This window comes from Actinoplanes sp. NBRC 103695, from assembly GCF_030269485.1.
GTDB lineage: Bacteria > Actinomycetota > Actinomycetes > Mycobacteriales > Micromonosporaceae > Actinoplanes.
The window spans coordinates 1-23,725 of sequence record NZ_BSTL01000011.1 but is presented as its reverse complement, the minus strand read 5'-3'; the positions used below and the strand labels follow the sequence as shown (position 1 = coordinate 23,725).

Sequence of the window (23,725 nt, the reverse complement as noted above, 5' to 3'; positions counted from 1 at the left end):
AAATTTCCGCACATCACGCCCGGTTTCGAGAGACCATCGGGGTGAGGGGAGGAGGCCGTGGAAAAAAAGAGACTCAGCAGGCTCGCCGTGCCCATCGGGGTCATCGGCATCATCGTCATGATGGTCGTGCCGCTGCCGACCTTCCTCCTCGATCTGTTCATCGCCATGAACATCACCATCGCCCTGCTGGTGCTGCTCGTGTCGATGTTCGTGCAGAGGCCGCTGGACTTCTCGGTCTTCCCGGCGCTGCTGCTGGTCATGACGCTGTTCCGGCTGGCCCTGAACATCAGCGCGACCCGGCTGGTGCTGCGCGACGGCGACGCCGGCAAGGTGATCCACGCGTTCGGCGACTTCGTGGTCGGCGGCTCGCTGGTCATCGGCCTGGTGATCTTCCTGATCCTGATCATCGTGCAGATGATCGTGGTCACCAAGGGCGCCGAGCGGGTGGCCGAGGTGGGCGCCCGGTTCACCCTGGACGCGATGCCCGGCAAGCAGATGGCCATCGACGCCGACCTGAACGCCGGACTGATCGACGAGACCCAAGCCAAGAAACGCCGCGCCGACGTGACCGCCGAGGCCGACTTCTACGGCGCCATGGACGGTGGCTCCAAGTTCGTCAAGGGCGACGCCATCGCGGCCATCATCATCACGGTGATCAACCTGGTCGGCGGCTTCGCCGTGGGCATCCTCCAGCACGGCATGTCGCCGGCCGACGCGATGAACCAGTACAGCCTGCTGACCGTCGGCGACGGCCTGGTCTCCCAGATCCCGGCGCTGCTGCTCTCCGTCTCGACCGGTCTGATCACCACCCGCTCGGCCACCAGCGGCGACATGGGCACCAGCGTCACCCAGCAGCTCAGCCAGAACAAGCTGGCGCTGCGCATCGCCGGTGGCGCGGCGCTCGGGCTGTGCGTGATTCCCGGTCTGCCCAAGCCCCCGTTCCTGATCATCGGCGTGCTCACGCTGCTCATCGCCCAGCGCCTCAAGGACCCCGAGCCCGAGCCGGAGACGCCGGTCGGGGCGGAGGAGGGCGAGCTTCCGGCGCCGGACTCGCCCGAGCAGCTGATGGGCGAGATGCGGGTGGACCCGCTCGAGCTGGCGCTCTCGCCCGACCTCGTCGACCTGGTCGACACCAACGGCGGGGACCTTCTCGACCGGGTACGCGCGCTGCGCCGCAAGATGGCCATGGAGCTGGGCGTGGTCATGCCTCCGGTGCGTACCCGTGACGACCTCGATCTGCCGCTCTCCTCCTATGCGATCCGGATCTCCGGTGTCGACGCGGGCACCGGGCAGGCGCCACCGGGAACAGTGCTGGCCATCGGCGACGGCCTGCAGGGGCTGCCCGGCCGGGCCGGCGTCGAACCGGTGTTCGGGCTGGCCGGCAAGTGGGTGCCGGCCGAGCTGCACTACCAGGCCGAGCTGTCCGGGGCGACGGTCGTGGACCGGGCATCGGTGATCATCACGCACCTGGCCGAGGTGGTCCGCACCAACGCCAGCCGGCTGCTCGGCCGGGAGGACGTCCGGCAGCTCACCGAGATGGTCAAGCGCACCCACCCGGTGGTGGTCGAGGAGCTCACGCCGGCGCAGCTCAGCCTCGGCCAGGTCCAGAAGGTGCTGCAGGGCATGCTCGACGAGGGCGTCCCGATCCGCGACCTGGTCCGGATCTTCGAGGCGCTGTCGCTGCGCGCCAAGATGTCCCCCGACCATGACGGCCTGATCGAAGCGGCCCGCAGCGCGCTCGGCCCGGCGATCGCCGCTCAGTACGCCCAGCAAGGCCGGCTCACCGTGATCACCTTGGACCCGTTGCTCGAACAGGGCCTGCTCGAGTCGCTGCGGCCCAGCGAGAACGGTGTGTTCATGGCGATCGACGGCATGCGCGCCGAGGCCATCGTCAGCGAGGCCGGCAGCCTCGTCGAGGGCGCCGAGCAGCAGGGCGTCACACCCGTTCTGGCCTGCTCGCCGCAGCTGCGGCTGCCGCTGATGCGACTGCTCAAGGCCGGTGCGCGCCGGATTCAAGTCCTCTCCTACACGGAGATCTCAGGTTCCACCGCACAGATCGAGACGATGGGGGTGGTGAACGGTGCCTACGCGGGTGCTGCTTGAGGGACCGGCCATCGAGCCGTTGCTGGCTCAGGTTCGCGAGGAGTACGGCTCCGGGGTGCGGATCATCTCGGCCGACAAGGTCCGTAGCGGTGGCTTCGGCGGCTTCTTCGCGAAGCAGCACTACGAGCTCTCCGTCGAGGTGCCGGACGCCACTGACGACAGGAAGACCATGCCTCAGCGCAAAGCCCCGGCCATGGAACGTCCGGCCGTGAGCCGCCCGGCCAGGGAACGGCCGGCGCCGCCGAAGCCACCGGCGCGCGAGGAAGCCGCACACACCCTCGAGCAGCTCCTGGAACGGGCCGAGTCCCGGGACCGGATCGTGCCCGACGAGCCACCGGCGGAGAAGCCGAGGCCGAAGCCGGCGCCCGCCGAACGGCGGACGGAGCGGGACGCGGGGATCGAGAATCTGGAAGCGATCAACCGGCGGGACCTCTCGGACAACGCGGCCGCCTTCGCCGAACTCATGGCGGGCCTCGACGCGGCCAACCACATCGCCACCGCCGCGCCCCACCGCCCGTCGCCGCGGACCAGGTCGGAGGACAAACCCGAGACCCCGACGGTACGGCCGTTCCGCCCGGCCGCGGCCGCCGAGGCGCCGGTCAACGCGCCACTGCGGCCGCTCCCGCCCGTACCCAGTCTTGCGGAGCTGATGGGCGGCCTCGGGGTGACCGAGCCGAAGAGCCCGGCCCCGCAGCCCTCCGGGCCCTCGTCCGGACCCGCGTCCGGGCGCCAGGCAGGACCCGCGTCCGAGCCTCCGGCCGGACCCGCGTCCGAGCCTCCGGCCGGACCGGGGATGACGGCCGCGGACGCCTTCGGCCTCAACCAGACGCTGCCTCCGCCGAAGACCCCGCCGACGCCGCCCGCGGCCCCGGAACCGACCTCCGACGCCACGACCCCGGCGCCGGGCACCGACGTGGCGCTCCGGCCGATGCGCAGCGACCCGGTGCACACCGACCCGGTGGTCAGCAACCTGGTGTCGGTGGGCATGCCCGAACTCCTGGCCGCCCAGATCACCGGCGGCGACACGTACGCCGGGGTGCTCACCGCCCTGGCCTCGCGCCCCGCCGCACCCGCCATCCCGGACGGCTCCGGGGAGATCCTGGTCCTGGCCGGCGACCTGACCTACGCTCTGCCGATCGCCCGCAATCTGCTCGACCAGGCCGGCCTCGACCCCACCCACCTGCTGCTGGCCGGCACCTCGGCGGCCGGCACCGGGCTGCATTCCTCGCGCGTGCTGCACAACGCCAAAGAGGCCGGCGCGCGCTCGGACAAGCTGCAGAACAGCACGTCGGCCTGGGTGGTGGTGATGGACGCCCGGGTCGGCGCGACCGACCCGATCTGGGTCAACGACATGTGCGACGCGATCGGCGCGACCGCGCTGTGGGCGGTGGTCGACGCCACCCGCAAGACCGCCGACACCGCGCGCCACCTGCGGGCGCTCGGCGACGTCGAGGCGCTGGTCGTGCACAGCGTCGAGCTCACCGCCGACCCGGCCACCGTGCTCGGCCTGGACCTGCCGATCTTCTCGCTGGACGGCAAGCCGGCCACCCCGCACGCCTGGGCGGCGATGCTCTGCGCCCGGATCGCGGCGGACGTGACACCGCAGATCGCCGCGCCGCGCCGGCAGGTGCGATCCGCGAGATGATCCGCTGGTCGGTGCTGCTGTTCGCGCTGCTGATGAGCGCACCGGCGGTGTACCGCTTCGTCCTCGACGAGATCGACGTTACCGAGATGCTGGTCCGTTTCCTCATCGCGGTGCCGATCGCGGCGATCCTGCTCGCCGGGCTCCGGTTCGTCACCGCCGGGTACGGCCGCACCGACGAACCGGGCACCTCGATCACCCCGTCGCCGGCCTCGGACCGCGACGACCGCTCCTGACCGGGAACATCGCCGAGCGCCGGAAGGAATGGAACTAGTTGATCAGCGTGCGGAACTTGTCCGCCGCGCCGTCGGTGACCGCCTTGCCGTGGCCGAAGACGACCACCTCGAAGTCCAGGGCGGCCAGCCGGCGCAGGCTCTGGTCGGCCTCCGCCCGGTCCTCGGTCATCACGCCCGGCGAGCGCCGCACCTTGCGGCCGTTGCCGGCGGCCGCGTCGCCCGCGAAGAGCACGCCGCCCGCGCGGTCCAGCAGGTAGGAGACGTGCCCGGCGGTGTGGCCGGGGGTGTGCACGGCGGTGAATCCAGGCACCGAGGTCGCCCCGTCGGCGGACAGCATCTCGTCGACCGGCGCCGCCTCCGCGGGCTTCATGACCTTCGCCAGGAGCCGCTGGAGCGGGGTGAGCGACGGTGCCGGCGCGCCCTCGATCGCCGGAGCGTCCAAGCGGTGGGCCACCACCCGGGCGCCGGATCGGCGGCGCAACTCGGCCAGCCCGCCCACGTGGTCGGGATGCCGGTGGGTGAGCAGGATGGCGGTGACGTCGCCGATCGTGCGGCGGATCTCCCGCAGCCCCTTGCCGAACTCGGCCGAGCGCCCGGGCAGACCGGTGTCGACCAGCACCACCCCGGTGTCGGTCACCACCAGGTGCGCGTGCACATAGCCGAGGCTGATCTCGAACACGCCGTCCACGATCTCCCGCATCGCGCCATCGTCTCATCCGGCCCGGTGTCCCTTTTTGATTAGCCTGGGAGTTTCGTTGATCATGTTTACCGGGAACACCTGCGCTCGGGCAGTGTCCTGGCCGGAGTGGGCGCGGCCGGGTTCGGCGGAGCGTCGAGACGCTGACCGCCGCCCGGGCCCGCCGCGCCGCCGTCCGGGCCGGGATGTGACGAATGCTGGCACACTCCTGGCGTGAGACGACGCGCAGCAGCATTGATGTCGCTGACGGTGCTCGCCGGCTGCACCGACTCGCCGGCCCCGCCGCCTGCGCCCCCGTCGGCCGCCCCATCCGGAGCCACGTCGCCGGCCCCGGTGCAGGTGCGCGAGGTGGACGCGGCCGGCGACCGTCTCACCATGACGGTGCAGCCCCTCGCCCGGCGTGACGAGACGGTGGTCCTCACCATCGCCACCCGGCTCGACGCGGCGCACGACGGCGTCAGGTCGGCCCGGATCACCGACCCGTTCTCGACCCTGACCAGCTCCGCGTTCGACACTGTCCGGCTGGTCGACCCGGCCGGTCGGCGGGTCTGGACGATCGCGCCGGGCGCCGACGGCAAGGGCTGCATGTGCACCGGGCCGCTGCGTGCCGATGTCGGCGAGACCCGGTCGTTGCAGGCGGTCTTCACCGGCGTGCCGGCCGGCGTGACCCGGCTGGCGGTGATGCTGCCGTACGCCGGGGTGTTCCCGGACGTGCCGGTGGTGCCCGGCGACCTGCCCGGCCCGCTCGACGTGACCGGGGCGGGCGCCTCGTACAGCGCGTCCCTGGACGCCTGGACCGAGCGGCTGGACGCGCCGATCACCACCCGGCGTACGCCCAGCCAGGTGGATATCAACCTGGACGCCGACGTGCTCTTCCGGGTGGACGAGGCGACGCTCACCCCTGCCGGGACGCGGGCGGTGCGGGCCATGGTGACGGATCTGCAGGCGGCCGGCCCGGCGGCGCTGACGATCACCGGGCACACCGACAACACCGGGGCCACGGCACACAATCAAGAGCTTTCCGAGCAACGAGCGCGTACGGTCGCGCGGGCGATGACCGGGTCGCTGCCTCCGAAGTCGTGGCCGCAGACGGTGGCCGGCCGGGGCGAGCAGGAGCCGGCCGCCTCGAACAAGGAGGCGGATGGCCGCCGCCGCAACCGCCGGGTCACCGTGTCCTACCGGCTGGCCACGCCCGCCGCCGCTCCGAGTGCGCTGGCTCCGAGTGCGCCGGCTCCGAGTGCGCCGGCCGGGGCGAGGGCCGTGCCGCTGCCGAAGACCAAGGGAACGGTCGGGACCGCGACGGCCGGTGCCGAGGTGGCGCTGCCGCTGAACCGCGGAACGCTGCGCCTGACCGCGGCCCCGGCCCGGACTGTCGGCCCGTTCCTCCAGGTCGATCTGTTGGCAACGAACATCGGCGACGACGACGCGACCATCCACGACTACCTCGGCCAGGGGGTGTTCACCGTCCGCGACGAGTTCGACCCGTTCGCCCGTTTCGGCGCGAGTGGTGTCCGCACGCTGGCGGGCGGCTCGGTGGGCTACAACCTGGACTACGTCATCGCTGGAGGCGGCCACCGGTGCCTCTGCGACCGGGTGCTCAATCAGCGGATCCCGCCCGGCAGCACGCGAACCATCGCGCTGTGGTTCCCGGCCCCGCCGCCGGGCACGACCGAGATCGCCTTGGACGTGCCGGACAACTTCCGCCTGACCGGCATCCCGATCAGCTGAGGCGCGAGGCGGCGACGGCCGAATCGATCTGCGCGCGGTTGCAGCTCGGGTGCAGGCGCTCAGCGTTCCGCGTCTCGGGCCGATGCGGCAGATGAGGAACGAGGAGGACTGGGTGAATCGTCTGTTTCGGTTGGGGCCGGTGTTGCGTGCGCGGAAGGCCCAGGAGGATGCCGCGCGCGGTGCGGTGATCCAGTCCCGTCAGGAGATCCGGGAGGCGCAGCAGCTGGCCAAGCGGCGGGCGCTCGACCTGACCGGCGCCGACGCGCCCACCGAGGGCACCGCGAGGGCCATGGTCGCGTCGATGGTCGCCCGGCAGTCGCTGGCGCAGAGCCTGACGAACGCCCACCGGATGGTCGCCGACGCCGAGGAGGTCACCAGGGAGAAGGTGGCCGAGCTCGCCGACGCGGCCAAGCGCCGGCGCGCGGTGGAGATGATGTCCGAACGCCACGCCGAGACCGTCCGCAACCACGACCTCAAGGTGGACCAGGGCAACCTCGACGAGCTCGCGATCACGACGAAGGCGCGTAACGCCGCGCGCGGCCTCGACGGGCAGACCGAAGAGCGGGCCCATCTGTTGCGTACGGGTGCGGGCACGGCCGCGAACCGGGAGGCCGACCGGAGGGACGCCGCGCTCGCCGTGCACGCCACCCGCAGCCAGCTGCTCGACCTCGTCGACGCGGCCCAGGCGATCGCCGCCCGCCGCGGTGACCTGGCCGAGGCGGTGCGGCACACCGAGCACGCCGAGTCCACCCAGCCCGCCGAGCACGCCGAGTCCGCCCAGCCCAGCGAGTCCGAGTCCGACAAGCCCGGGCCGACATGACGTCGATGGGCCTCACGGGAGTCCTCTCCCGCATCTCCGAGTTGCAGTCGCAGCTCGGCCTGACCCCGACCGCCACCACCGCGACAGCGGCCAACGGAGCCAGCTTCGCCACGGCGCTGGCCGACGCCACCACGAAGGGCGGCACGTCCGGCGGGGTCACCGGCGACCAGATCGTCACGTCCGCCAAGAAGTACCTGGGCACCAAGTACACCTTCGGCAGCACCGACCCCAGCAAGGGCCTGGACTGCTCGGCGCTGGTGCAGCGGGCGTACAAGGACCTGGGTATCGAACTGCCCCGGAACTCCTGGCAGCAGGCCAAGGCGGGCACCGAGGTGAAGAGCCTCAAGGAGGCGAAGCCGGGCGACATCCTGGCCTTCGACTCGCCGGTCGACCACGTGGCCATCTACCTCGGGAACAACAAGATGATCGCCGCTCCGAAACCCGGCGACCATGTCAAGATCCAATCGGTGTACGAGACGCCGACCCACATCCGCCGCGTCGTCGGCACCGAGGCAGCCGCCGGAGCGACCGGCGCCGCGGCGGTGAACGGCGCCGCCGCGGTCCGCCCGGCCAATCTCCAGCGCTCCGGGCAGCTGTCCGGTGTCCCGTTCGCGGACCTGTTCGTCCAGGCCGGCAACAGGTACGGCGTCTCGCCCAAGCTGCTCGCCGCCGTCGCCAAGGTGGAGTCGAGCTACAACCCGAAGGCGGTCAGCAAGGCTGGGGCGCAGGGCCTGATGCAGCTGATGCCGGGCACCGCGAAGGGCCTGGGCGTGCACGACTCGTTCGACCCCGCGCAGGCGATCAACGGCGCGGCGAAGCTGTTGTCCCGCAATCTGAAGGAGTTCAAGTCCCTGCCGCTGGCGCTGGCCGCGTACAACGCGGGCGGCGGGGCGGTGCACAAGTACGGCGGCATCCCGCCGTTCGCCGAGACCCAGGCCTATGTGCCGAAGGTGCAGAAGGCGTTGGCCGCCCTGGGCGGCTGACTGTTCCCCCATCGATGAGGAGAAGAAGATCAGATGAGTACGCCGGGCTCCGTGACCGGGCCGGACCGCCGTCCGGCCGTCGACGCCACCCGCCGGGGCGCTTCGGGGCGCCAGGGCGAGGGCGGCGAGGAGTTCGGCACGGCGCTGTCCGCCGAACTCGGCCGACCTGACTCTGACCAGGACCGGCTCAGCCAGGACCGGTACGCCCGCAACCAGGCGGCCCAGTACGGCAACGCGCAGGTCCAGGCGGCCCGGGACCGCGTCGCCGCGGGCCGTGCTGCCGCCGGGCGCGCCGCGGCCGACCGGGCGGTGACGGCAGATCGGGTGATCGCCGGCCGGGTCGCGGCTGCGGAACGGGCCGCTAACGCCAGGGCCGCGCATACCACGAGACCCGCCGCGCAGGGCAACCTCGACCGGCCCGGTGCGAGTCGGGTGGGTGCGAATCGGGTGGGTGCGGACCGGCTGGGTGCCGATCGGGCGGGTGTGGCTCGGCCGGGTGTGGATCGGGCGGGTGTGGATCGGGCGGGTGTGGATCGGCCGGGCGCGGATCGCGTGGCCGGGGATCGGGTGGCCGGGCAGGTGGAGGCGCGGCAGGCCGCCACCGAGCGGTCGCAGGCACGGGCGGCGTCGCAGCGGACCACGGCCGACCGTTTCGTCGGTTCCGGCGACCCGGCGCCCACCGAAGCGCCGACGGGACAGACCGAACCGGCTGCCCCGCAGCCCACGACGGTCACGCCGACGACCGTTCCCCTGGTCGCGGCACCGGTGGTCGCGGCACCGGTGGTCACGGCATCGGTGGTCGCGCAGGGCACGGTCGCCTCGGCGGAGCCGGCCGCGGTGGCGGCGGGCGTGTCAGCGCTTCCTACCGGCCAGCCCGCCGCCGACGGGACGCCGCGGGTCGCCACACCCATGCCGGACGCGCCCGTGCAAGGCGGACCGATCGCTCCGGCCGGCCCGGGCGCGGCCGCCGGCGCAGGAACGTCGACCGGTCTGTCCATCGAGGGTCTGACGCCGGTGACCACCGACGCGGCCCGCGCACCTGACCTGGCCGCGCTGCCCGCACCGCAGGGCTCGGCGACCCAGGCGCCGACCACGTCACCCCTCACGACCTCGGCGACACCGGCCCAGCCGTCCCTGACTCAGCCGTCTCTCGCTCAGCCGTCCCTCACCCAGCCGTCCGCGACTCAGCCGCCTCTCGCCCCGCCGGCCCTCGACCAGCCGTCGGGTCAGCAGGCCACGCCGCCCGCCGGGCAGCCGGTCGCCGGGCAGCCGGTCGCCGGGCAGCCGGTTACCGGGCAGCCGGTCGCTGGGCAGCCGGTCGCTGGGCAGCCGGTCGCTGGGCAGCCGGTCGCTGGGCAGCCGATCGCCGGGCCGCCGATCACGACAGATCCCGCCGCCGCGACAACCCAGCCCGCCGCGGCCGTCTCCCCTCAGGGCGCGCAGGGTGTGAGCCCGCAGACCGGAGCGTTCGTCGCCGCGAGCGCACTGACCGACCCGGCCGCCACACCACCGGCCGCCACGTTGTCGACAGCCGAGGGAATCCCCGGCGCCCTGCCTCCCGCCGCCGGGTTCCAGGCCGACCTGGCAGCCCAGGCGGACCTGACGGCAGGCGTACCCGGAATCACCGGAATCGCCGCGACCGCACCGGCCGCACCCGCCGCACCCGCCGCCCCGGCCGCGCCTGCCCCGCCGGCGCCGCACGTGCCGGTCCCCGGCAGCCCCGCGACCCAGATGGCGATGCGCATCGCGCCGCTGCGCCTGGAGGCCGACGGCATCCACCGGCTGACCGTCAACCTGCACCCCGCCGACCTGGGCCCGGTGCAGGTGGTCGCCGAGATCCGCAACGGCCAGATCAACGTGCAGCTGTCCGGCTCGACCGACGCCGGCAACGACGCGCTGCGCAACGCGATGGACGACCTGCGCCGCGAGCTGGAGCAGTCCGGCTTCTCGAACACCAACCTGGACCTGCGCCAGGGCTCCGGCCAGCAGGAACAGGCTCGCCAGCAGTTCGCGTTCATGGATTCTCGACGCTCCGGCGGAGGCCCGGGTGGCGGTCCCGCCGGCTCCGGCGCACCGGCCGACGCCCCGGCGCCGACCGTGCCACGCGCCGAACCCGCAGACGGCCGGGTCGACATCGAGGCCTGACCGCTTTGCTCTGAGCACATATACGCATCAGGCGGTGGGTGATGTGTATATGTGCTCAGAGCAAAGCGCCGGCGAGGGAACGAGGCGCGGCGGGGGAAAGAGGCGCGGCGGGGGAAAGAGGCGCGGCGGGGGAAAGAGGCGCGGCGGGAGTAAGGCGGTGGCGAAGCGGCGGGGCGGGGTTCAGCTGGCGGCGATCAGCTGGCGGAGCTCGTTCCAGGCGTCGTCGGCCGTCACCCGCTCGTCCAGGCCCTGGCGCAGGAATGACGTGATCTGCGGCCAGACCGCGGTCGCCCGGTCCGCCTCCAGGTTGGTGCCGGGCACGTAGGCGCCGATCTCCACCAGTTCGCGCACCTCGCGGTGGGCGGCCATCATCCGGCGCAGCTCGGTGGCGTCCGACTTCTGCTGCGGCGTGGTGATCTTGTTGGCCACCCGGGAGATCGAGTCGAGGGCCTGGACGCTGGGGAAGTGGCCGGCGGTGGCCAGCTTGCGGTCCAGCACCACGTGACCGTCCAGGATGGAGCGGGCGGCGTCGGCGATCGGCTCGTTGTGGTCGTCGCCCTCGACCAGCACCGTGTAGAGGCCGGTGATGCTGCCGCGGGCGCCCGGGCCGGCGCGTTCCAGCAGGCTGGCCAGCATCGCGAAGACCGACGGCGGATAGCCACGGGTGGCCGGCGGCTCGCCGACCGAGAGCCCGACCTCGCGTTGCGCCATCGCCGCGCGGGTCACGCTGTCCATCATCAGCAGCACGTCCTGGCCCTCGTCGCGGTAGTACTCGGCGATCCGGGTGGCCACGGCGCCGGCGCGCAGGCGTACCAGAGGAGGGGTGTCCGAGGTGGCGATCACCACCACCGAGCGGGACAGTCCCTCGGGTCCGAGGTCGTGCTCGATGAACTCGCGCACCTCGCGGCCCCGCTCGCCGACCAGGGCGACCACGTTGAGCTCGGCGGACGTGCCTCGCGTGATCATGCTCATCAGGGTGGACTTGCCCACACCGGAGCCGGCGAAGATGCCGATGCGCTGGCCGCGGCCGCAGGGGACGAGCGTGTCGAGCACCCGTACGCCCAGCGACATCGGCGCGTCGACCAGCTGACGCTCCATCGCCGAGGGTGGCGCGGCGTCGATGCCGACCAGGTCGCCGCGCAGCGGTGGGCCGCCGTCCATCGGACGGCCCAGTCCGTCCAGGATCCGGCCGCGCAGGTCCGGACCCACCGCCACGCGCAGCGGTCCGCCCGTGCTCACCACCGGTTCGCCGGTGCTGAGGCCGGCGATCGGACCCAGCGGCAGACAGGAGATCCGGTCGGCGTCCAGCGCCGCGACCTCGGCGAACACCGCCGACGAGCCCTCGCCGATCTGCAGCAGCTCGCCGACCCGCGCCTCCAGTCCGCCGACGGTGACCCGGAGACCGACCGCTCCGGTGACCCGTCCGCGGCTGAGCGGGCGGGCGGCGGAGAGCGCGGCGTCGATGCGGGCGCGGAACAGGTCACTCACAGGCGCAGAGCCTCCCGGGCACGTTGCACCGCCGCCGCGATGGACGCGTCGACGGTGGTGGAGCCGGTCTCCGCGGTGGCGTCGCCCGGCCGCAGCGCCGGGTCGGGTCGCAGGTGGACCGGCCTTCCCGCGTAATTGTGGTCGGCCGAACCGGTGTCACCGACCAGATTGCGGTAATCCTCCGGATGCAGGTTGACGACGATCTCGCCCTGATCGGGCGCGGCGGCCATGGCCCGGCGCAGGGCGTCGGCGGCACGGTGCTCCGGGTCGTCGAGCGCTCGCCCGACGATCGCCTCGGCCAGCTCGAACGCGTGCGCCAGCACCGCCTCCTGCAGCTCGTGCAGGGTCGGCATGAGCTGGGTCTCCAGCCCGGTGACCGCGCGGCCGAGCGCGTTCACGGCCTGGGCGAGCGCGGCCGTCCGGCGCTGCTCGTGCGCGTGCTCCATGGCGCGCGCCCGGTCCGCCGCGGCCACCGCCTCCAGCCCGGCGGCCCGCTGGCCCTGGGCCCAGCCCTCGGCGTACCCGGCGGTCCGGGCCTGTTGTTTGGCCCGCTCGACCGGGGCGCTGTCGATCGGCGGCTCGCGGCGCAGGTCCGTGCCGAAGCGCGCGGCCGCCGCCGTGTCGGCGACGTTGCCGCGTAGCACCGGCGGACGCTCGTCAGGCAATGAGCTCCTCCTGCTCGCCGCCGCGCTGGATCTCGATCTGGCCGGAGTCCTCCAGCGAGCGGATCACCGAGACGATCTTCTGTTGCGCCTCCTCGACCATCTTGACCTTGACCGGGCCGAGCAAGTCGATCTCCTCGAGCAGGTTCTCCCGGCCGCGTTCGGAGAGGTTGCCGGTGACCTTGTCCCGGACCGCGTCGTCCACGCCCTTCAGCGCGGTGGCCAGGTCGGCCGGCTCCACCTGGCGGAGCACGAGCTGGATCGACCGGTCGTCCAGGTTGACGATGTCCTCGAACATGAACATGCGCCGGCGGATCTCCTCGGCGATCTCCGGGTTGCGCGCCTCCAGCGCCTCCAGGATGAGCCGTTCGGTGGTCCGATCGGCACGGTTGATGATGTCCACGAGCGGGCCCAGGCCGCCGACCGTGGAGAGCTCGTCCGGCTGGAGCACGCTGGAGAGCTTGCGTTGCAGGGACACCTCGACCTGGCGGATCACGTCCGGCGAGGTGCGGTCCATCACCGCGATGCGGTGCGCCACGTCGGACTGCACCTCCGGCGCGAGACCGGACAGGATCGAGGAGGCCAGGGCCGACGGTACGTGGGCCAGTACCAGCGCGATGGTCTGCGGATGTTCGTACTGCACATAGGACAGCACCTGACGTGGATCGGCGTGGCTGAGGAAGTTGAACGGCATGTCGTTCATCGACGCCTGGAGCCGATCCAGGATCAGGTTCGCGCGTTCGGTGCCGAGGGACGCCTCGAGCAGCTCACGGGCGTAGCCCATTCCGCCGGCGCCGGCGTGCTTGGTCGTGGCCAGGGCGTAGAACTCGTCGATCACATCGACCACCACCGCGGGCTCCAGCTTCCCGAGCCGGGCGATCTCCGCGGACAATTCCTCGACCTCGGCCTCGCTGAGGCTGGCCAGCACCCGGGTCGAGTACTCCTTGCCCATCCGCACCAGCAGGATCGCGGCCTTGCGCAGGCCGGTCATCGACGTCGTGCTCAATACCGGGGTGGTCGTCAACGTGGTCCTCTCTCAAACCGCGGGGGGTGGATCGGTGGTTCAGCGGCCCGCACCGAGCCAGCCGCGCAGCAGAGCGGCCATCTCCTCGGGTTGGTCCTCGACCATCTGCTCGATCTCGCGCTGCCGCTCCTCCAGGGCTTCCTCGGCGCGGCTGGGCGCCTCGATGGACGGGCCGGGGATGGACGCGTTCAGCTCGGCGAGACGCTGCGCCTCCAGGGCGGCCTGCATCTGTTCCAGGTGGGCGAGCTCGGTGGGGCTGAGCGCCTTGCGCTTCCTCGCGCGGCGGCTGGCCCGCCAGGCGATGAGGAGCAGGAGCAGGACGACCGCGACCAGGGCGGCGGTCTTGACCAGGGACTGCTGCTTCTCGGCCTTGGCCGCGTTCGAGGACTCCGCCAGCGTCTTCTGGGCCGCCTCGGCGGCGCTGGTGTCGAACGGCATGGCCGCGATCGCCACCGAGTCGCCGCGGGTGGCGTCGATGCCGGCGGCCGTGCTGACCAGCTGCTGGACCTGGGCCGAGTCGACGGTGCCGGCCGTGGTGGCGTTCAGCAGCACGGCCACGGACAGCTTCTTCACGCCGCCGGGGGCGCTCTTGCGGACCTCGTCCACCTGGTTCACCGCGTTGTTGCGGGTCTGCTGGGTGTTCTCGTACTGGCCCGCGCCGGCGGTGCTGGTGTTGCCGTTGGGTACCTGGATGTTGTCCGGGCCGAGCACGCCGCCCTGGCCCTTGCCGTCGTCGCCGTTGTAGGCCTCGCGGCTGATCTGCTCGGAGAGCGCCGCCACGGACGGGTCCGAGGTGTACTGCCGCGACGTCGTCGAGGTCTGGTCGAAGTCCAGCTCGGCGGTCGTGGTGACCACGGCGTTGCCCGGTCCGACGACGCTGTCCAGCATGTTCTGCAGGGACGTGTTCAGCCGGTTCTGGTAGGCCGCGGTCTGCGAGTCGGCGCCGCTGTCGCCGCCGGTGGCCACCGCGGCCCCGCCGCCGGTGGAGAGGATCTTGCCGTCCGCGCCGGCCACCGTGACCTGGGTCGGGTCGAGGCCTTCGACGCTGGAGGCGACCAGGTTGACGATCGCCTGCACCTGCTGGTTGGAGAGCGGTTTGCTGGCCGAGGACTGCACGAGGACGGAGGCGGTGGTCTTGTTCTGGTCGTCGGCGAAGACGTCCTTCTGCGGGATGACCAGGTGCACGGTGGCGGCCTCGACGCCGTCGATCGACTTGATCGTGTTCGACAGCTCGCCCTCGAGCGCGCGCTGGTAGTTGGTGTGCTGCATGAAGTCGCTGGTGGTGATGCCCTGCTGGTCGAGCAGGGCGTACCCGGTGTCGGACTCCCCGGGCAGTCCTTCGCCGGACAGCTGCAGCCGCAGGTCGTAGACCTGATCCTGGGGCACCAGAATGGTCTGCCCGCCGTTGGCCAGCTCGTACGATGTCCCGGTTTTCTGCAGCGACTCGACGATCGCGCTCGCGTCCTTGCTCGACAGATTGCTGAACAGGGCGGCGTACGACGGCTTCGATGCCCAGGTGGCGAAGAAGTAGCCGCCGACGGCGAGGGCGACGACCGCGAAGAGTGTGACGGCCTTCTGTCCCGGGGTGAAGGACTTGAAGGCGTCGCTTGCCTTGCGAACGGGTGCGGGGAGACGGTCCGACATGTCAGGCCTGCATTCTCATGATCTCCTGAAAGGCCTCCAGCGCCTTGTTCCGGACCGCCATGGTCAGCTGCAGACCGAGCGCGGCCTCGGTGGAGGCCATGGTGTACTGCGCCGGGTCGGCCAGGGTGCCGTTGGCGACCTGGACGGCCAGGTCGGACGCCTTCGTCTGGGCGGCCTGGACGCTCTCCAGACCGGAGGACAACATGCCGGCGAAGTCGGTGCCGGCCGTGCCCGTGGGGGCGGTGGCCTCGGTGCCCGAGGTCTTGGCCATCTCGGTGACGCGGCTGAGCGCGTCGACCGGGCTGACCCCGGAGAAGCCACTGATCGCGCCGATCGGTGAGGTCATGGTCAGCTCTTCCCGAGGTTGATGGCGGCGTTGTACGAGTCCCGGGCCCGGTCGACGACGGACAGGTTCGCCTGGTACGCGCGCTGCGCCATGATCATCTGGGCCATCTGGCTGCCGAGGTCGATGTCCGCCCGGCGGACGTACCCCTCGCTGTCGGCGAGCGGGTTGTCCGGCTCGTAGGAGAGCTTGCCCTCGGCGCTGCCGTATGCGATGCCGGTGACCTGGGCGCCGTTGCCGTCCTGCGCCTCCTGGGCCATCACGTATCGCGCCTGGAAGGCGTTCTCCGAGGTCCGGGAGACGTTGTCGACATTGGCGATGTTGTCGGACACCGCGTCCAGCCACTTGCGGTAGACGGTGACGCCGGTGCCGGCCACGCCGATCGCGTTGAAGGTGCTCATCTGGATCAAGCCCCCTTGATCGCGTCGCGGATCAGGCCGTACTTACCGTCCAGCGCGCGGATGGTCAGCTGGTACCGCATCGTGGTGTCGATGTGCGAGAGCGTCTCCTCGTCGAGGTTGACGTTGTTGCCGTTCAGCCGCGTCGGCTCCAGCGAACGCGCGACGCTCGGCGTGACCGACTGCGGCGAACGACCGTGCTCGACCGCGCTGCTCAACGCCTCTTCGAACTTGACCTTACGGGCCTGATATCCCGGCGTCTCGATGTTCGCGATGTTGTCCGCGATGGCGGTCTGACGGGCGGCGAGGCCGGCCACGGAGACCTTGAGCGAGGAAGTGGACACGTCGTTGAACACGGCAGTTCCCTCTCGGTCGAGCAGGTCGCCGGTCCGTGGCGGTCGTTGAGCGATCCGTCGCTCGTATCATCCGATTCGGCTCCTCGGGGGATCCGCTTAGTGTCAAACGGTTGCCGCGGGGTTGTAAGAGAAGGCTGGACTTGGGCTCCCCCAACTCACCGGTTACCAGGCAATCGCCGCGGAGCGAAGCGCCACCAGTCACATAGCGCGGTCGAGATAGACGGGGCGTTTGACGGCCTCGCCCGTCTCGATGCGGGAGTTCATCGCCATCTGCTGGCGGGTGGCGACCATCCGGCGGGCGATCTCCTCCGCCGCGCGCAGCTGGCGGGTGAGGATCTCGTCGGCGCGGGGCCGCAGTTCCAGGGGGAGGGCACCGAGTTCGGTGGGCGGCTTCCACAGGTTCGCCGGCGGATGCTCGGCGTACCGGTGGTCGTCGGCCAGCATGGCCTCGGCCGCCACGACGTCGAGTTCCATCTCGTCTAGCGCGGCGACCCACGCGTCCCGCCAGTCCACAGTCACACCGATGCCCTCTCTCGTCTCAGGATGACTGGGCGGCGGCCTCACGCCAGGCGTCGCGCAGCGGCTCGACCAGGGCCCGGCAGGCGGCGACCCGGTCGGCTTCGCGCCGGATGTTCGCCCCGATCAGCTCGGTGAGCAGGAAGCCGTACAGGTTGGCCAGGCCGGGTGCGCCGGACCAGGCGTCCAGGTCGAGCGTCGTACGCAGCTCGAGGATGATCTCCTGGGCGTGGGTGAGCTTGTCGGCGGCCTGTTCGCGGCTGCCCGCCCGCAACGCCTCCTCGCCCTGCATCAGGTCCATCACCAGGCGGTCGTAGAGCATGACCAACAACTTGCCGGGCGAGGCAGTGTTGATCGAGTCCGCCAGATAGCGGTCACGCAGTGCGGGAGAAGACATCAATTCCCTCGTGTCTAGGTCAGCCGAGCTGACTGGAGAGGTAGGAGGACTGTGACTTGAGGCTGCTCAGCGCGGTCTCGAGGGCCGCGTACTGCTTGGTCAGGGTGGTGCGTCGCTGCTCCAGCCGGACGTCCCAGTTGTCGATCTGGTCGTTCATCGAGTCGATCAGCGACTTGCGGCCGGTGACCGCGTTGGTGACGTTTGTGGTCTGCTTCTTCGCCAGCGCCTCCATGGTGTTGCCGAAGGCGATGCCCGCGTCGGTGAACTTGTCCGGGTCGGCGTTGTAGGACGCCTCGAAGGCCTCCTTCTTGAAGCTGAGCGTGCCGTCCTTCTCGAGTTGCACACCGAGCTTGCTGAGGCTGCCGATGTCGGTCTGGCCCTGGCTGACCGCGCTGAGCACGTTCTGGCTGATCTGCCGGACCATGAAGTCGGCGGACAGCGCCGAGCCCTTCTTGGTGGTCGCGTCGTACTTGGTCTGCTTGGTGACCTCGCTGAGCACGGCGTTGGCGGCGTCCACCATCGCCTTGATCTTGTCGGCCATGCCGCTGATGTCGGCGCCGACATCGACCGTGACGTTCTGCTCCTGCTTGGTGGCGGTGAGGGTCACGCCGTTCATGAGGTTGGTGAAGGTGTTGGAGCTGCTGGTGACGGAGTAGCCGCCGTCCTCGTCGGCGCCGCCGACCTGGAGCATGGCGTCCTGCGCGGCGACAGCGGTCTGCAGCGCGAAGTCGGTGCCGTCGATGGTGAAGGCGTTCGCCTCACCGGTCTTGGACGAGGTGAACTGAAGCACGCTGTCACCGGTGCTGGTCTTCACCACGGAGGACTTCACACCGATGCCTGCGCTGTTGACCGCGTCGGATACGTCCTGCGCGGTTCGCTTGCCGGCCAGGTCGATGGTGACCGGGTCGCCGGTGCCGATGGTGATGGTGAAGGTGTCGCTCGAGGTGATGTCCGCCCCGGAGTCGACCCGGGTCGTGGAGATCTGCGCCTTGGCCAGCCGCGCCACGTCGAAGGTCAGCGAGCCGGTCTGCGGGCTGGTGACACCGGGGGTGGCCGCGGCAGTGACCGCCGTGGACGTGGACGCGGGCTTGATGGAGCGCCACGTGGACAACTGGCTCAGATCGTTGCCGGCGGTCTTCAGCGCCGCCAGTTTGGTGTTGACCGATTGGTAGGCGGTGACCACGCTCTCGGCGGACGAGACCTTGGATTTGAGCCGGGTCTGCGGTAGCGCCTCGATCTGCATGAGCTGCCCGATCATCGAGGAGGTGCTCATGCCGCTCACGAGGCCGTCGACGGTTGTACCCATGGACGCCCCCTTTCTGCCGGTGGTGCGGGATGTACAGATGTGCTGAGGGCGGCTGGCGCCGTCTGCCAGCCGCCCTCAACCTGTTCGGTCGCGCGTTGTGTTCAGTTAGGGACTACCGGTTGCGGTTCGGTTAGCGGAGCAGCGAGAGCACGTTCTGCGAGGCCTGGTTGGCCTGCGACAGCATCGACGTGCCGGCCTGGGTGAGGATCTGGCTCTTGGTGAAAGAGACCATCTCCTGCGCCATGTCGGTGTCCCGGATCCGGGACTCCGACGCCGACAGGTTCTCAACGGCGACGTTGAGGTTGTTGATGGTGTGCTCGAACCGGTTCTGGTACGCACCGAGGGATGCACGCTGCTCCGACACCAGCTCGATGGCGCTGTCGAGGGCCGTGATGGCGGCCGGGCCGGCCGTGTCCAGGTCCTGGCCGGCGGTACCCAGCGTGGTCGAGCTGATTTCGTCGATCGTGATGTCCACCGTCTCGGTGGCGTTGGCGCCCACCTGGAAGGACTTGGCCGTGTAGCTGCCGTCGAGGAGCTTCGACGTGCCGAACGAGGTGGTCTCGCCGATCCGGTCCAGCTCGAGGTTCAGCTCGTCGAACTCCAGCTGAGTCGCCTCGCGGGCCTTCTGGTCGTTACCACCGGTGTTCGACGCCTGCACCGAGAGGTCACGCATGCGCTGCAGGATGGAGTGCACCTCGTTCAGGGCCCCTTCAGCGGTCTGCGCGACGCTGATGCCGTCCTGAGCATTGCGAACGGCGACCTTGAGGCCACCGGTCTGGGCGCGCAGGCCCTCGGAGATCGAGAGGCCCGCAGCGTCGTCAGCCGCCCGGTTGATACGGAAACCGCTCGACAGCTTTTCCAGCGACTTGGACATCTGGCCGTCGGTGACCGACAGGTTCCGGTAGGCGTTCTGTGCGGCGACGTTGTTGTTGATGCGAAGACCCATGGTGTGTTTCCTCCTTGATGAGGGTCTGATCCGGGCTCATCCGTGAACCCTTGGCTTACGCCCTGAGTGATCGGCCCATTGCCGTCAGTCATGAGAAGTATCCGAGACGGGTTCGCACTTGTTTCGAAAACGCGAGAAACGAAGCGCCCCGGACGGCAACCCAATGGACCCCAAATCCTCAGAGACGTACTCCCGTTGCCGACCCTCTTGGTGAGCGGGGGAGAAGCTTCCGCGGATGGAGGACCGGCGTGAGCCTTACCGACCTGTCCAGCGTCCTGTGGCGGTCCCGCGAACTTCTCGAGCTGCTGTTGTTCAAGCTGGAGGAGGAGCAGTTGCTCCTCGCGGCGAACCGATCGCGCTGGCTGTCGCACGCCACCCGCGAGGTTGAGGTGGTGCTGGATCAGATCCGGCAGACGGAAGTGGCGCGTGCGGCGTACGCGCAGGCCGTGGCCACCGAGCTCGGCCTGCCCGCCGAGGCCTCGCTGGGTGAGCTCGCCGACGCCGCGCCGGCCCCCTGGTCCGAGCTGCTTCACCAGCACCGCAAGGCTTTTCTGACGCTGACCTCGGAGATCAGCGCGATGGCCGAGGCGAACCGGGACCTGCTCACCGCCGGCCAGCGGGCAGCTCGCGAAACGATGCTCGCGTTCGCCGGAACCGTGGAAACCTATGGCCGACAAGGACAAACCGTCAACGGCGGCATGCGCCGCCCCAGCCTGGTGGACGAGGCGATCTGATGGCAAGCAGCTTCGGGGGCATTAATACTGCTCTGACCTCGCTCTACGCGCAACGTCGAGCCCTGGATGTGACGGGTCAGAACATCGCGAACGCGAACACCGAGGGCTACACCCGGCAGCGTGCCGAGATGCAGTCCCAGGTCGGCTCGATCTCGCCGGCCATGTACTCCAGGACCGACGGCCTCGGCACCGGTGTCGCGGTGTCCGACGTGCAGCGGCTGCGCGACGAGTTCCTGGAGAACCGGGGCCGCGCCGAGCATTCGAAGAGCTCGTACCTGACCCAGACGACGTCGGCGTACAACTCGATCGAGGACATGTTCGCCGAGCCGGGCGACACCGCGCTGGCCGCGCAGATGCACGACATGTGGGGTGGCTGGAACGACGTCTCCAACAACCCGCAGCTCGCCGCCACCCGCTCCACGCTGCTCCAGCAGTCGTCGACGGTGGCGGACGGGCTCAACAGCGCGCACTCGTCACTCGCGGCACAGTGGTCACAGAACAACACCCAGCTTTCCGCGTACGTGAACGAGGTGAACACCGCGGCCACGTCGATCGCCCAGCTGAACGACAGCATCGTCAAGGCGAAGGCCACCGGTCTGACCGTGAACGAGCTGGAGGACCGGCGCGACCTGCAGGTGATGAAGCTGTCCGAGCTGACCGGCGCCACCGCGTCCGCCCGGGCCAACGGCGCGGTCGACGTGTTCGTCGGCAACTCCACATTGGTCAGCGAGTTCACCACCCGCAATCTGGAGGTCTCCGGCGCCAGGCGGCTGGACGACCAGAACGCCGACCCGATGACGCTGCGCTGGGCGGACACCAAGACCGCGGTGCAGGCCGGCGGCACGATGGGCGCGATGGCCGACACGATGACGACGATCATCCCGGCCATCTCGGACGCCCTGGACGCGGTCGCGAAGAACCTCGCCGACAAGGTGAACGCGTTGCACAGCAGCGGGTACAGCAAGGACGGCGGCACCGGACGGGACTTCTTCACCAGCAGTTCCGGCGGTGACATCACGGCCGGCACGATCCGGCTGGCGATCACCGACCCGGACGAGGTCGCGGTCTCCGGAGCGCCGGGCACCCTGGACAACACGATCGCCGAGCAGATGGCCGACATCGGCGAGGCGATGGACGGGCCGGACCGCGAGTACCGGGGCATGATCGGCCAGCTCGGCGTCGCTTCCCAGGCGACCATCCGGCGCAACGACATCCAGGCGACCGTGACCGAGCAGGTGGACGCGTCCCGCGAGGCGTACTCCGGCGTCAATCTCGACGAGGAGATGACCAACCTGCTCACGTACCAGCGCGGCTACGAGGCCGCGTCCCGCGTGCTGACCACCATCGACTCGATGCTCGACCAGCTCATCAACCGCACCGGCCTGGTCGGCCGATAAGGAGTAACGAACCCATGGCGATCAGCGGCGGACGTGTCACCGAAGGCAGCATCCATACCCGGGTGCTGGCCAACCTTCAGCGCAACATCGCGAAGGGCGAGAAGATCCAGGAGCAGCTGTCCAGCGGCAAGCAGATCAACCGGCCGTCGGACTCACCGACCGGCACGGTGTCGTCGCTCCAGCTGCGGGGCGAGGCGCGAGCCAGTCAGCAGTACGCGCGGAACGCCGACGACGGCATCGGCTGGCTCGGCACGATGGACGACACGTTGATGAGCGTCTCCTCGCGGACGATCGCGGCGCGCGACCTGGTCGTGCGCGGCCTTAACCAGGGTGCCCTCGACCCGACGGCCAGCGATGCCATCGCGACCGAAATTGAACAGATTCGGGCGCAGCTGATCAGCTACGGAAATACGAAGTACATGGACCGTCCGGTGTTCGGCGGCTCGACCACGGGCGAGGTCGCGTACGACCCGAGCGGCGCCTATGCCGGCGATGGCGGCAGCACCTCACGGACCGTCGGCGCCGGCTCGAAGGTGCGCATCGACACCACCGGCCCGGAGGCGTTCGGTTCCGGAGATACCCAGCTCTTCAAGGTTTTGCAGGACGTGGCGGACAGCATCCGGGCCGGCGACGCCACGACGACCGCGGAGAACCTGAAGAAGCTTGACGCCGCGCACAATCTCGTGAAAACCACTCTTTCGGATGTTGGCGCTCGTTACAATCGGCTAGAGCAGATGAAACAGTCCGCTCAGGATCGATTGCTGACCGTGACGACGCAGCTGTCCGATATCGAGGATGTCGACCTGCCGAAAACGATCATGGAAATGCAGCTTCAGCAGACCTCGTACCAGGCAGCTTTGGCCGCCTCGGCCAAGGTGATCCAGCCCTCGCTCATCGATTTCTTGAGGTGACCATGAGCACGCAAGCAATCTCTCGAACGCACGGGGATCAGATGATCACGACCATTCCCACGATCCACCTGGCCGCGCCCATGCCCGGCTTCCCGGCGCACACCCGCTTCGCCCTGGTCCGGCTCAACGATGACGGCCTTCTCTACGCCTTCACGTCGCTGGACAACCCGGAACTCCGCTTCCTCGTCGTCCCGCCGGACCCGTTCTTCGAGGACTACACGCCCGAGATTCCGGACGAGGCGCAGGCCTTGCTCGGGTACCCAGAGGCGGAGGATGTGATCACCATGCTGGTGATCACCGCCGGCAAGGAGGCCACCGCCGCCAACCTGATGGCGCCGATCGTCATCAACACGGTGAACCGGATGGCCGTCCAGGTCGTACTGGCGGGCACGGACATGCCGGTGCGCGCCATCCTCAACCGGAAGTAGGCATCGGGCCCAGCACACGGGCGACGACCAGGTCCTGTCCACGGATGGAAAGGGGCACCGGTGCTCGTGCTGACCAGACGGGCCGGCGAGAGCGTGATGATCGGCGACGACGTCGTCATCACCGTCCTCGAGGCCCGGGGCGATGTCATCCGGCTCGGCATCCAGGCGCCACGGGACGTACGTGTGCATCGCGAAGAGGTCTATCGCGAATTGCAGGCGGCCAACATCGAGGCGGCCTCACCCACCGACGCGGTGGTCGAGGAACTGTCCCGGACGCTCCGGCCATCGTCCGAACCGGACGGTGCTGACGACAAGTAGCACGACGAAAAGCGCCCCGCCGGACCACCGGCGGGGCGCTTTCGTGAGTCGGATCAGGCGCAGGGCTTTGTAGGTCGTATCAAACCCCGACCTAGCTAGAGACTCTTCGCGGTGGAGGTCCGGCTCGCCTTGCCGGGTCTCCTCGGGTTGCCGGGTCTCCTCGGTGCGTGCGCTTGTTGCCGGCGCTTTCGCCGGGTGTCGGCTTTCGGTTGGTCTGCCAGGCGCCCGGGTGCCTGCTCACCGTCGCTGCCGCCGCTCGCGGCTCTGCCCGGGCGCGGTCAGTGGTAGCCGCGGCCCGCGGTGGTAGCCGGGCACGAGGGCGGTAGCCGCAGCCCTGCGGTGGTAGCCGCGGCCGGCGGGGTGGTAGCCGGGCACGAGTGGTAGCCGCGGCCCGCGGTGGTAGCCGGGCACGAGGGCGGTAGCCGCAGCCCTGCGGTGGTAGCCGCGGCCGGCGGGGTGGTAGCCGGGCACGAGTGGTAGCCGCGGCCCGCGGTGGTAGCCGG

General features: G+C 70.3%; 25 protein-coding genes. 12 read left to right on the top strand and 13 right to left on the bottom strand.

All coding sequences use genetic code 11. The annotated features are described in order from the left end of the window. Positions 1–57 precede the first annotated feature (57 nt). Genes QSK31_RS20520 through QSK31_RS20510 form a run of 3 tightly spaced genes read left to right on the top strand, consistent with a single transcriptional unit; the run spans position 58 to position 3,981 of the window. Positions 58–2,103, top strand: coding sequence for a flagellar biosynthesis protein FlhA (locus QSK31_RS20520; RefSeq protein ID WP_285685855.1), 2,046 nt, complete (start codon positions 58–60; stop codon positions 2,101–2,103). Beyond that, entirely contained in the window at positions 2,081–3,748 is a 1,668-nt protein-coding gene (locus QSK31_RS20515; RefSeq protein WP_285685854.1) for a hypothetical protein, read from the top strand. The genes QSK31_RS20520 and QSK31_RS20515 overlap by 23 nt, the downstream gene beginning before the upstream one ends. Next, complete coding sequence (locus QSK31_RS20510) at positions 3,745–3,981, top strand: hypothetical protein (protein WP_285685853.1); 237 nt, start codon at positions 3,745–3,747, stop codon at positions 3,979–3,981. Before QSK31_RS20515 ends, QSK31_RS20510 begins: the two co-directional genes overlap by 4 nt. Positions 3,982–4,015: 34 nt before the next feature. Here QSK31_RS20510 and QSK31_RS20505 read toward each other — a convergent pair whose 3' ends face one another. Further along, entirely contained in the window at positions 4,016–4,681 is a 666-nt protein-coding gene (locus tag QSK31_RS20505; protein ID WP_285685852.1) for an MBL fold metallo-hydrolase, read from the bottom strand. A 210-nt stretch (positions 4,682–4,891) separates the two neighbouring features. Here QSK31_RS20505 and QSK31_RS20500 point away from each other — a divergent pair, with 210 nt between their 5' ends. The 4 genes from QSK31_RS20500 to QSK31_RS20485 all read left to right on the top strand — a co-directional run bounded on the left by QSK31_RS20500 (position 4,892) and on the right by QSK31_RS20485 (position 10,354). Further along, complete coding sequence (locus QSK31_RS20500; protein ID WP_285685851.1) at positions 4,892–6,406, top strand: OmpA family protein; 1,515 nt, start codon at positions 4,892–4,894, stop codon at positions 6,404–6,406. Between the two features lie 112 nt (positions 6,407–6,518). Next, a complete protein-coding gene (locus tag QSK31_RS20495) occupies positions 6,519–7,226 on the top strand; it encodes a flagellar FliJ family protein (protein WP_285685850.1) in 708 nt (235 codons plus the stop codon). Between the two features lie 5 nt (positions 7,227–7,231). Then, complete coding sequence (locus tag QSK31_RS20490; RefSeq protein WP_285685849.1) at positions 7,232–8,209, top strand: transglycosylase SLT domain-containing protein; 978 nt, start codon at positions 7,232–7,234, stop codon at positions 8,207–8,209. Between the two features lie 33 nt (positions 8,210–8,242). Next, on the top strand, positions 8,243–10,354 hold the full coding sequence (locus QSK31_RS20485) for a flagellar hook-length control protein FliK (protein WP_285685848.1): 2,112 nt from the start codon (positions 8,243–8,245) through the stop codon (positions 10,352–10,354). A 180-nt stretch (positions 10,355–10,534) separates the two neighbouring features. On the opposite strand, the gene QSK31_RS20480 is transcribed toward QSK31_RS20485, so the two are convergent. The 11 genes from QSK31_RS20480 to QSK31_RS20430 form a co-directional block, all read right to left on the bottom strand. Then, positions 10,535–11,842 (bottom strand): FliI/YscN family ATPase, encoded by a 1,308-nt coding sequence (locus QSK31_RS20480; RefSeq protein WP_285685847.1) that lies wholly within the window; start codon positions 11,840–11,842, stop codon positions 10,535–10,537. Continuing rightward, positions 11,839–12,507 (bottom strand): FliH/SctL family protein, encoded by a 669-nt coding sequence (locus QSK31_RS20475; protein WP_285685846.1) that lies wholly within the window; start codon positions 12,505–12,507, stop codon positions 11,839–11,841. The genes QSK31_RS20480 and QSK31_RS20475 overlap by 4 nt, the downstream gene beginning before the upstream one ends. Further along, positions 12,500–13,528, bottom strand: coding sequence for a flagellar motor switch protein FliG (gene fliG, locus QSK31_RS20470; RefSeq protein WP_285685845.1), 1,029 nt, complete (start codon positions 13,526–13,528; stop codon positions 12,500–12,502). Before fliG ends, QSK31_RS20475 begins: the two co-directional genes overlap by 8 nt. A 39-nt stretch (positions 13,529–13,567) precedes the next feature. Beyond that, complete coding sequence (gene fliF, locus QSK31_RS20465) at positions 13,568–15,172, bottom strand: flagellar basal-body MS-ring/collar protein FliF (protein ID WP_285685844.1); 1,605 nt, start codon at positions 15,170–15,172, stop codon at positions 13,568–13,570. Between the two features lies 1 nt (position 15,173). Beyond that, the gene (gene fliE, locus QSK31_RS20460; RefSeq protein WP_285685843.1) at positions 15,174–15,518 is read right to left on the bottom strand and encodes a flagellar hook-basal body complex protein FliE; all 345 of its coding nucleotides are present in this window, start codon (positions 15,516–15,518) and stop codon (positions 15,174–15,176) included. A 2-nt stretch (positions 15,519–15,520) separates the two neighbouring features. After that, entirely contained in the window at positions 15,521–15,916 is a 396-nt protein-coding gene (locus QSK31_RS20455; RefSeq protein WP_285685842.1) for a flagellar basal body rod protein FlgC, read from the bottom strand. A gap of 5 nt (positions 15,917–15,921) precedes the next feature. Continuing rightward, positions 15,922–16,269: a flagellar basal body rod protein FlgB gene (locus tag QSK31_RS20450; RefSeq protein WP_285685841.1), complete on the bottom strand. Its 348-nt coding sequence runs from the start codon at positions 16,267–16,269 to the stop codon at positions 15,922–15,924. Between the two features lie 198 nt (positions 16,270–16,467). Then, positions 16,468–16,788, bottom strand: a complete 321-nt coding sequence (locus QSK31_RS20445) for a hypothetical protein (RefSeq protein WP_285685840.1) — start codon at positions 16,786–16,788, stop codon at positions 16,468–16,470. Between the two features lie 19 nt (positions 16,789–16,807). Continuing rightward, on the bottom strand, positions 16,808–17,182 hold the full coding sequence (gene fliS, locus QSK31_RS20440; RefSeq protein ID WP_285685839.1) for a flagellar export chaperone FliS: 375 nt from the start codon (positions 17,180–17,182) through the stop codon (positions 16,808–16,810). 19 nt (positions 17,183–17,201) lie between these two features. Next, positions 17,202–18,488 (bottom strand): flagellar filament capping protein FliD, encoded by a 1,287-nt coding sequence (gene fliD / locus QSK31_RS20435; RefSeq protein ID WP_285685838.1) that lies wholly within the window; start codon positions 18,486–18,488, stop codon positions 17,202–17,204. A gap of 130 nt (positions 18,489–18,618) precedes the next feature. Then, positions 18,619–19,434: a flagellin N-terminal helical domain-containing protein gene (locus QSK31_RS20430; protein WP_285685837.1), complete on the bottom strand. Its 816-nt coding sequence runs from the start codon at positions 19,432–19,434 to the stop codon at positions 18,619–18,621. Between the two features lie 248 nt (positions 19,435–19,682). Between QSK31_RS20430 and flgN the strand changes: the two genes are divergently transcribed. From flgN to csrA, 5 genes are read left to right on the top strand one after another with little or no spacing between them, the layout of a single operon-like run. Further along, positions 19,683–20,168 carry a flagellar export chaperone FlgN gene (flgN, locus tag QSK31_RS20425; protein WP_285685836.1) on the top strand — a complete coding sequence of 162 codons (486 nt, stop codon included), beginning with the start codon at positions 19,683–19,685 and terminating at the stop codon, positions 20,166–20,168. Next, a complete protein-coding gene (gene flgK / locus QSK31_RS20420) occupies positions 20,168–21,565 on the top strand; it encodes a flagellar hook-associated protein FlgK (RefSeq protein ID WP_285685835.1) in 1,398 nt (465 codons plus the stop codon). Before flgN ends, flgK begins: the two co-directional genes overlap by 1 nt. Positions 21,566–21,579: 14 nt before the next feature. Further along, positions 21,580–22,476, top strand: a complete 897-nt coding sequence (gene flgL / locus QSK31_RS20415; protein WP_285685834.1) for a flagellar hook-associated protein FlgL — start codon at positions 21,580–21,582, stop codon at positions 22,474–22,476. 2 nt (positions 22,477–22,478) lie between these two features. Continuing rightward, positions 22,479–22,904, top strand: a complete 426-nt coding sequence (gene fliW / locus QSK31_RS20410; RefSeq protein ID WP_502872985.1) for a flagellar assembly protein FliW — start codon at positions 22,479–22,481, stop codon at positions 22,902–22,904. 60 nt (positions 22,905–22,964) lie between these two features. Continuing rightward, positions 22,965–23,222, top strand: coding sequence for a carbon storage regulator CsrA (gene csrA, locus QSK31_RS20405; RefSeq protein WP_285685832.1), 258 nt, complete (start codon positions 22,965–22,967; stop codon positions 23,220–23,222). 237 nt (positions 23,223–23,459) lie between these two features. Here csrA and QSK31_RS20400 read toward each other — a convergent pair. Beyond that, positions 23,460–23,725, bottom strand: a 266-nt coding sequence (locus QSK31_RS20400) for a hypothetical protein (protein WP_285685831.1), incomplete at its 5' end; no start/stop codon positions are given.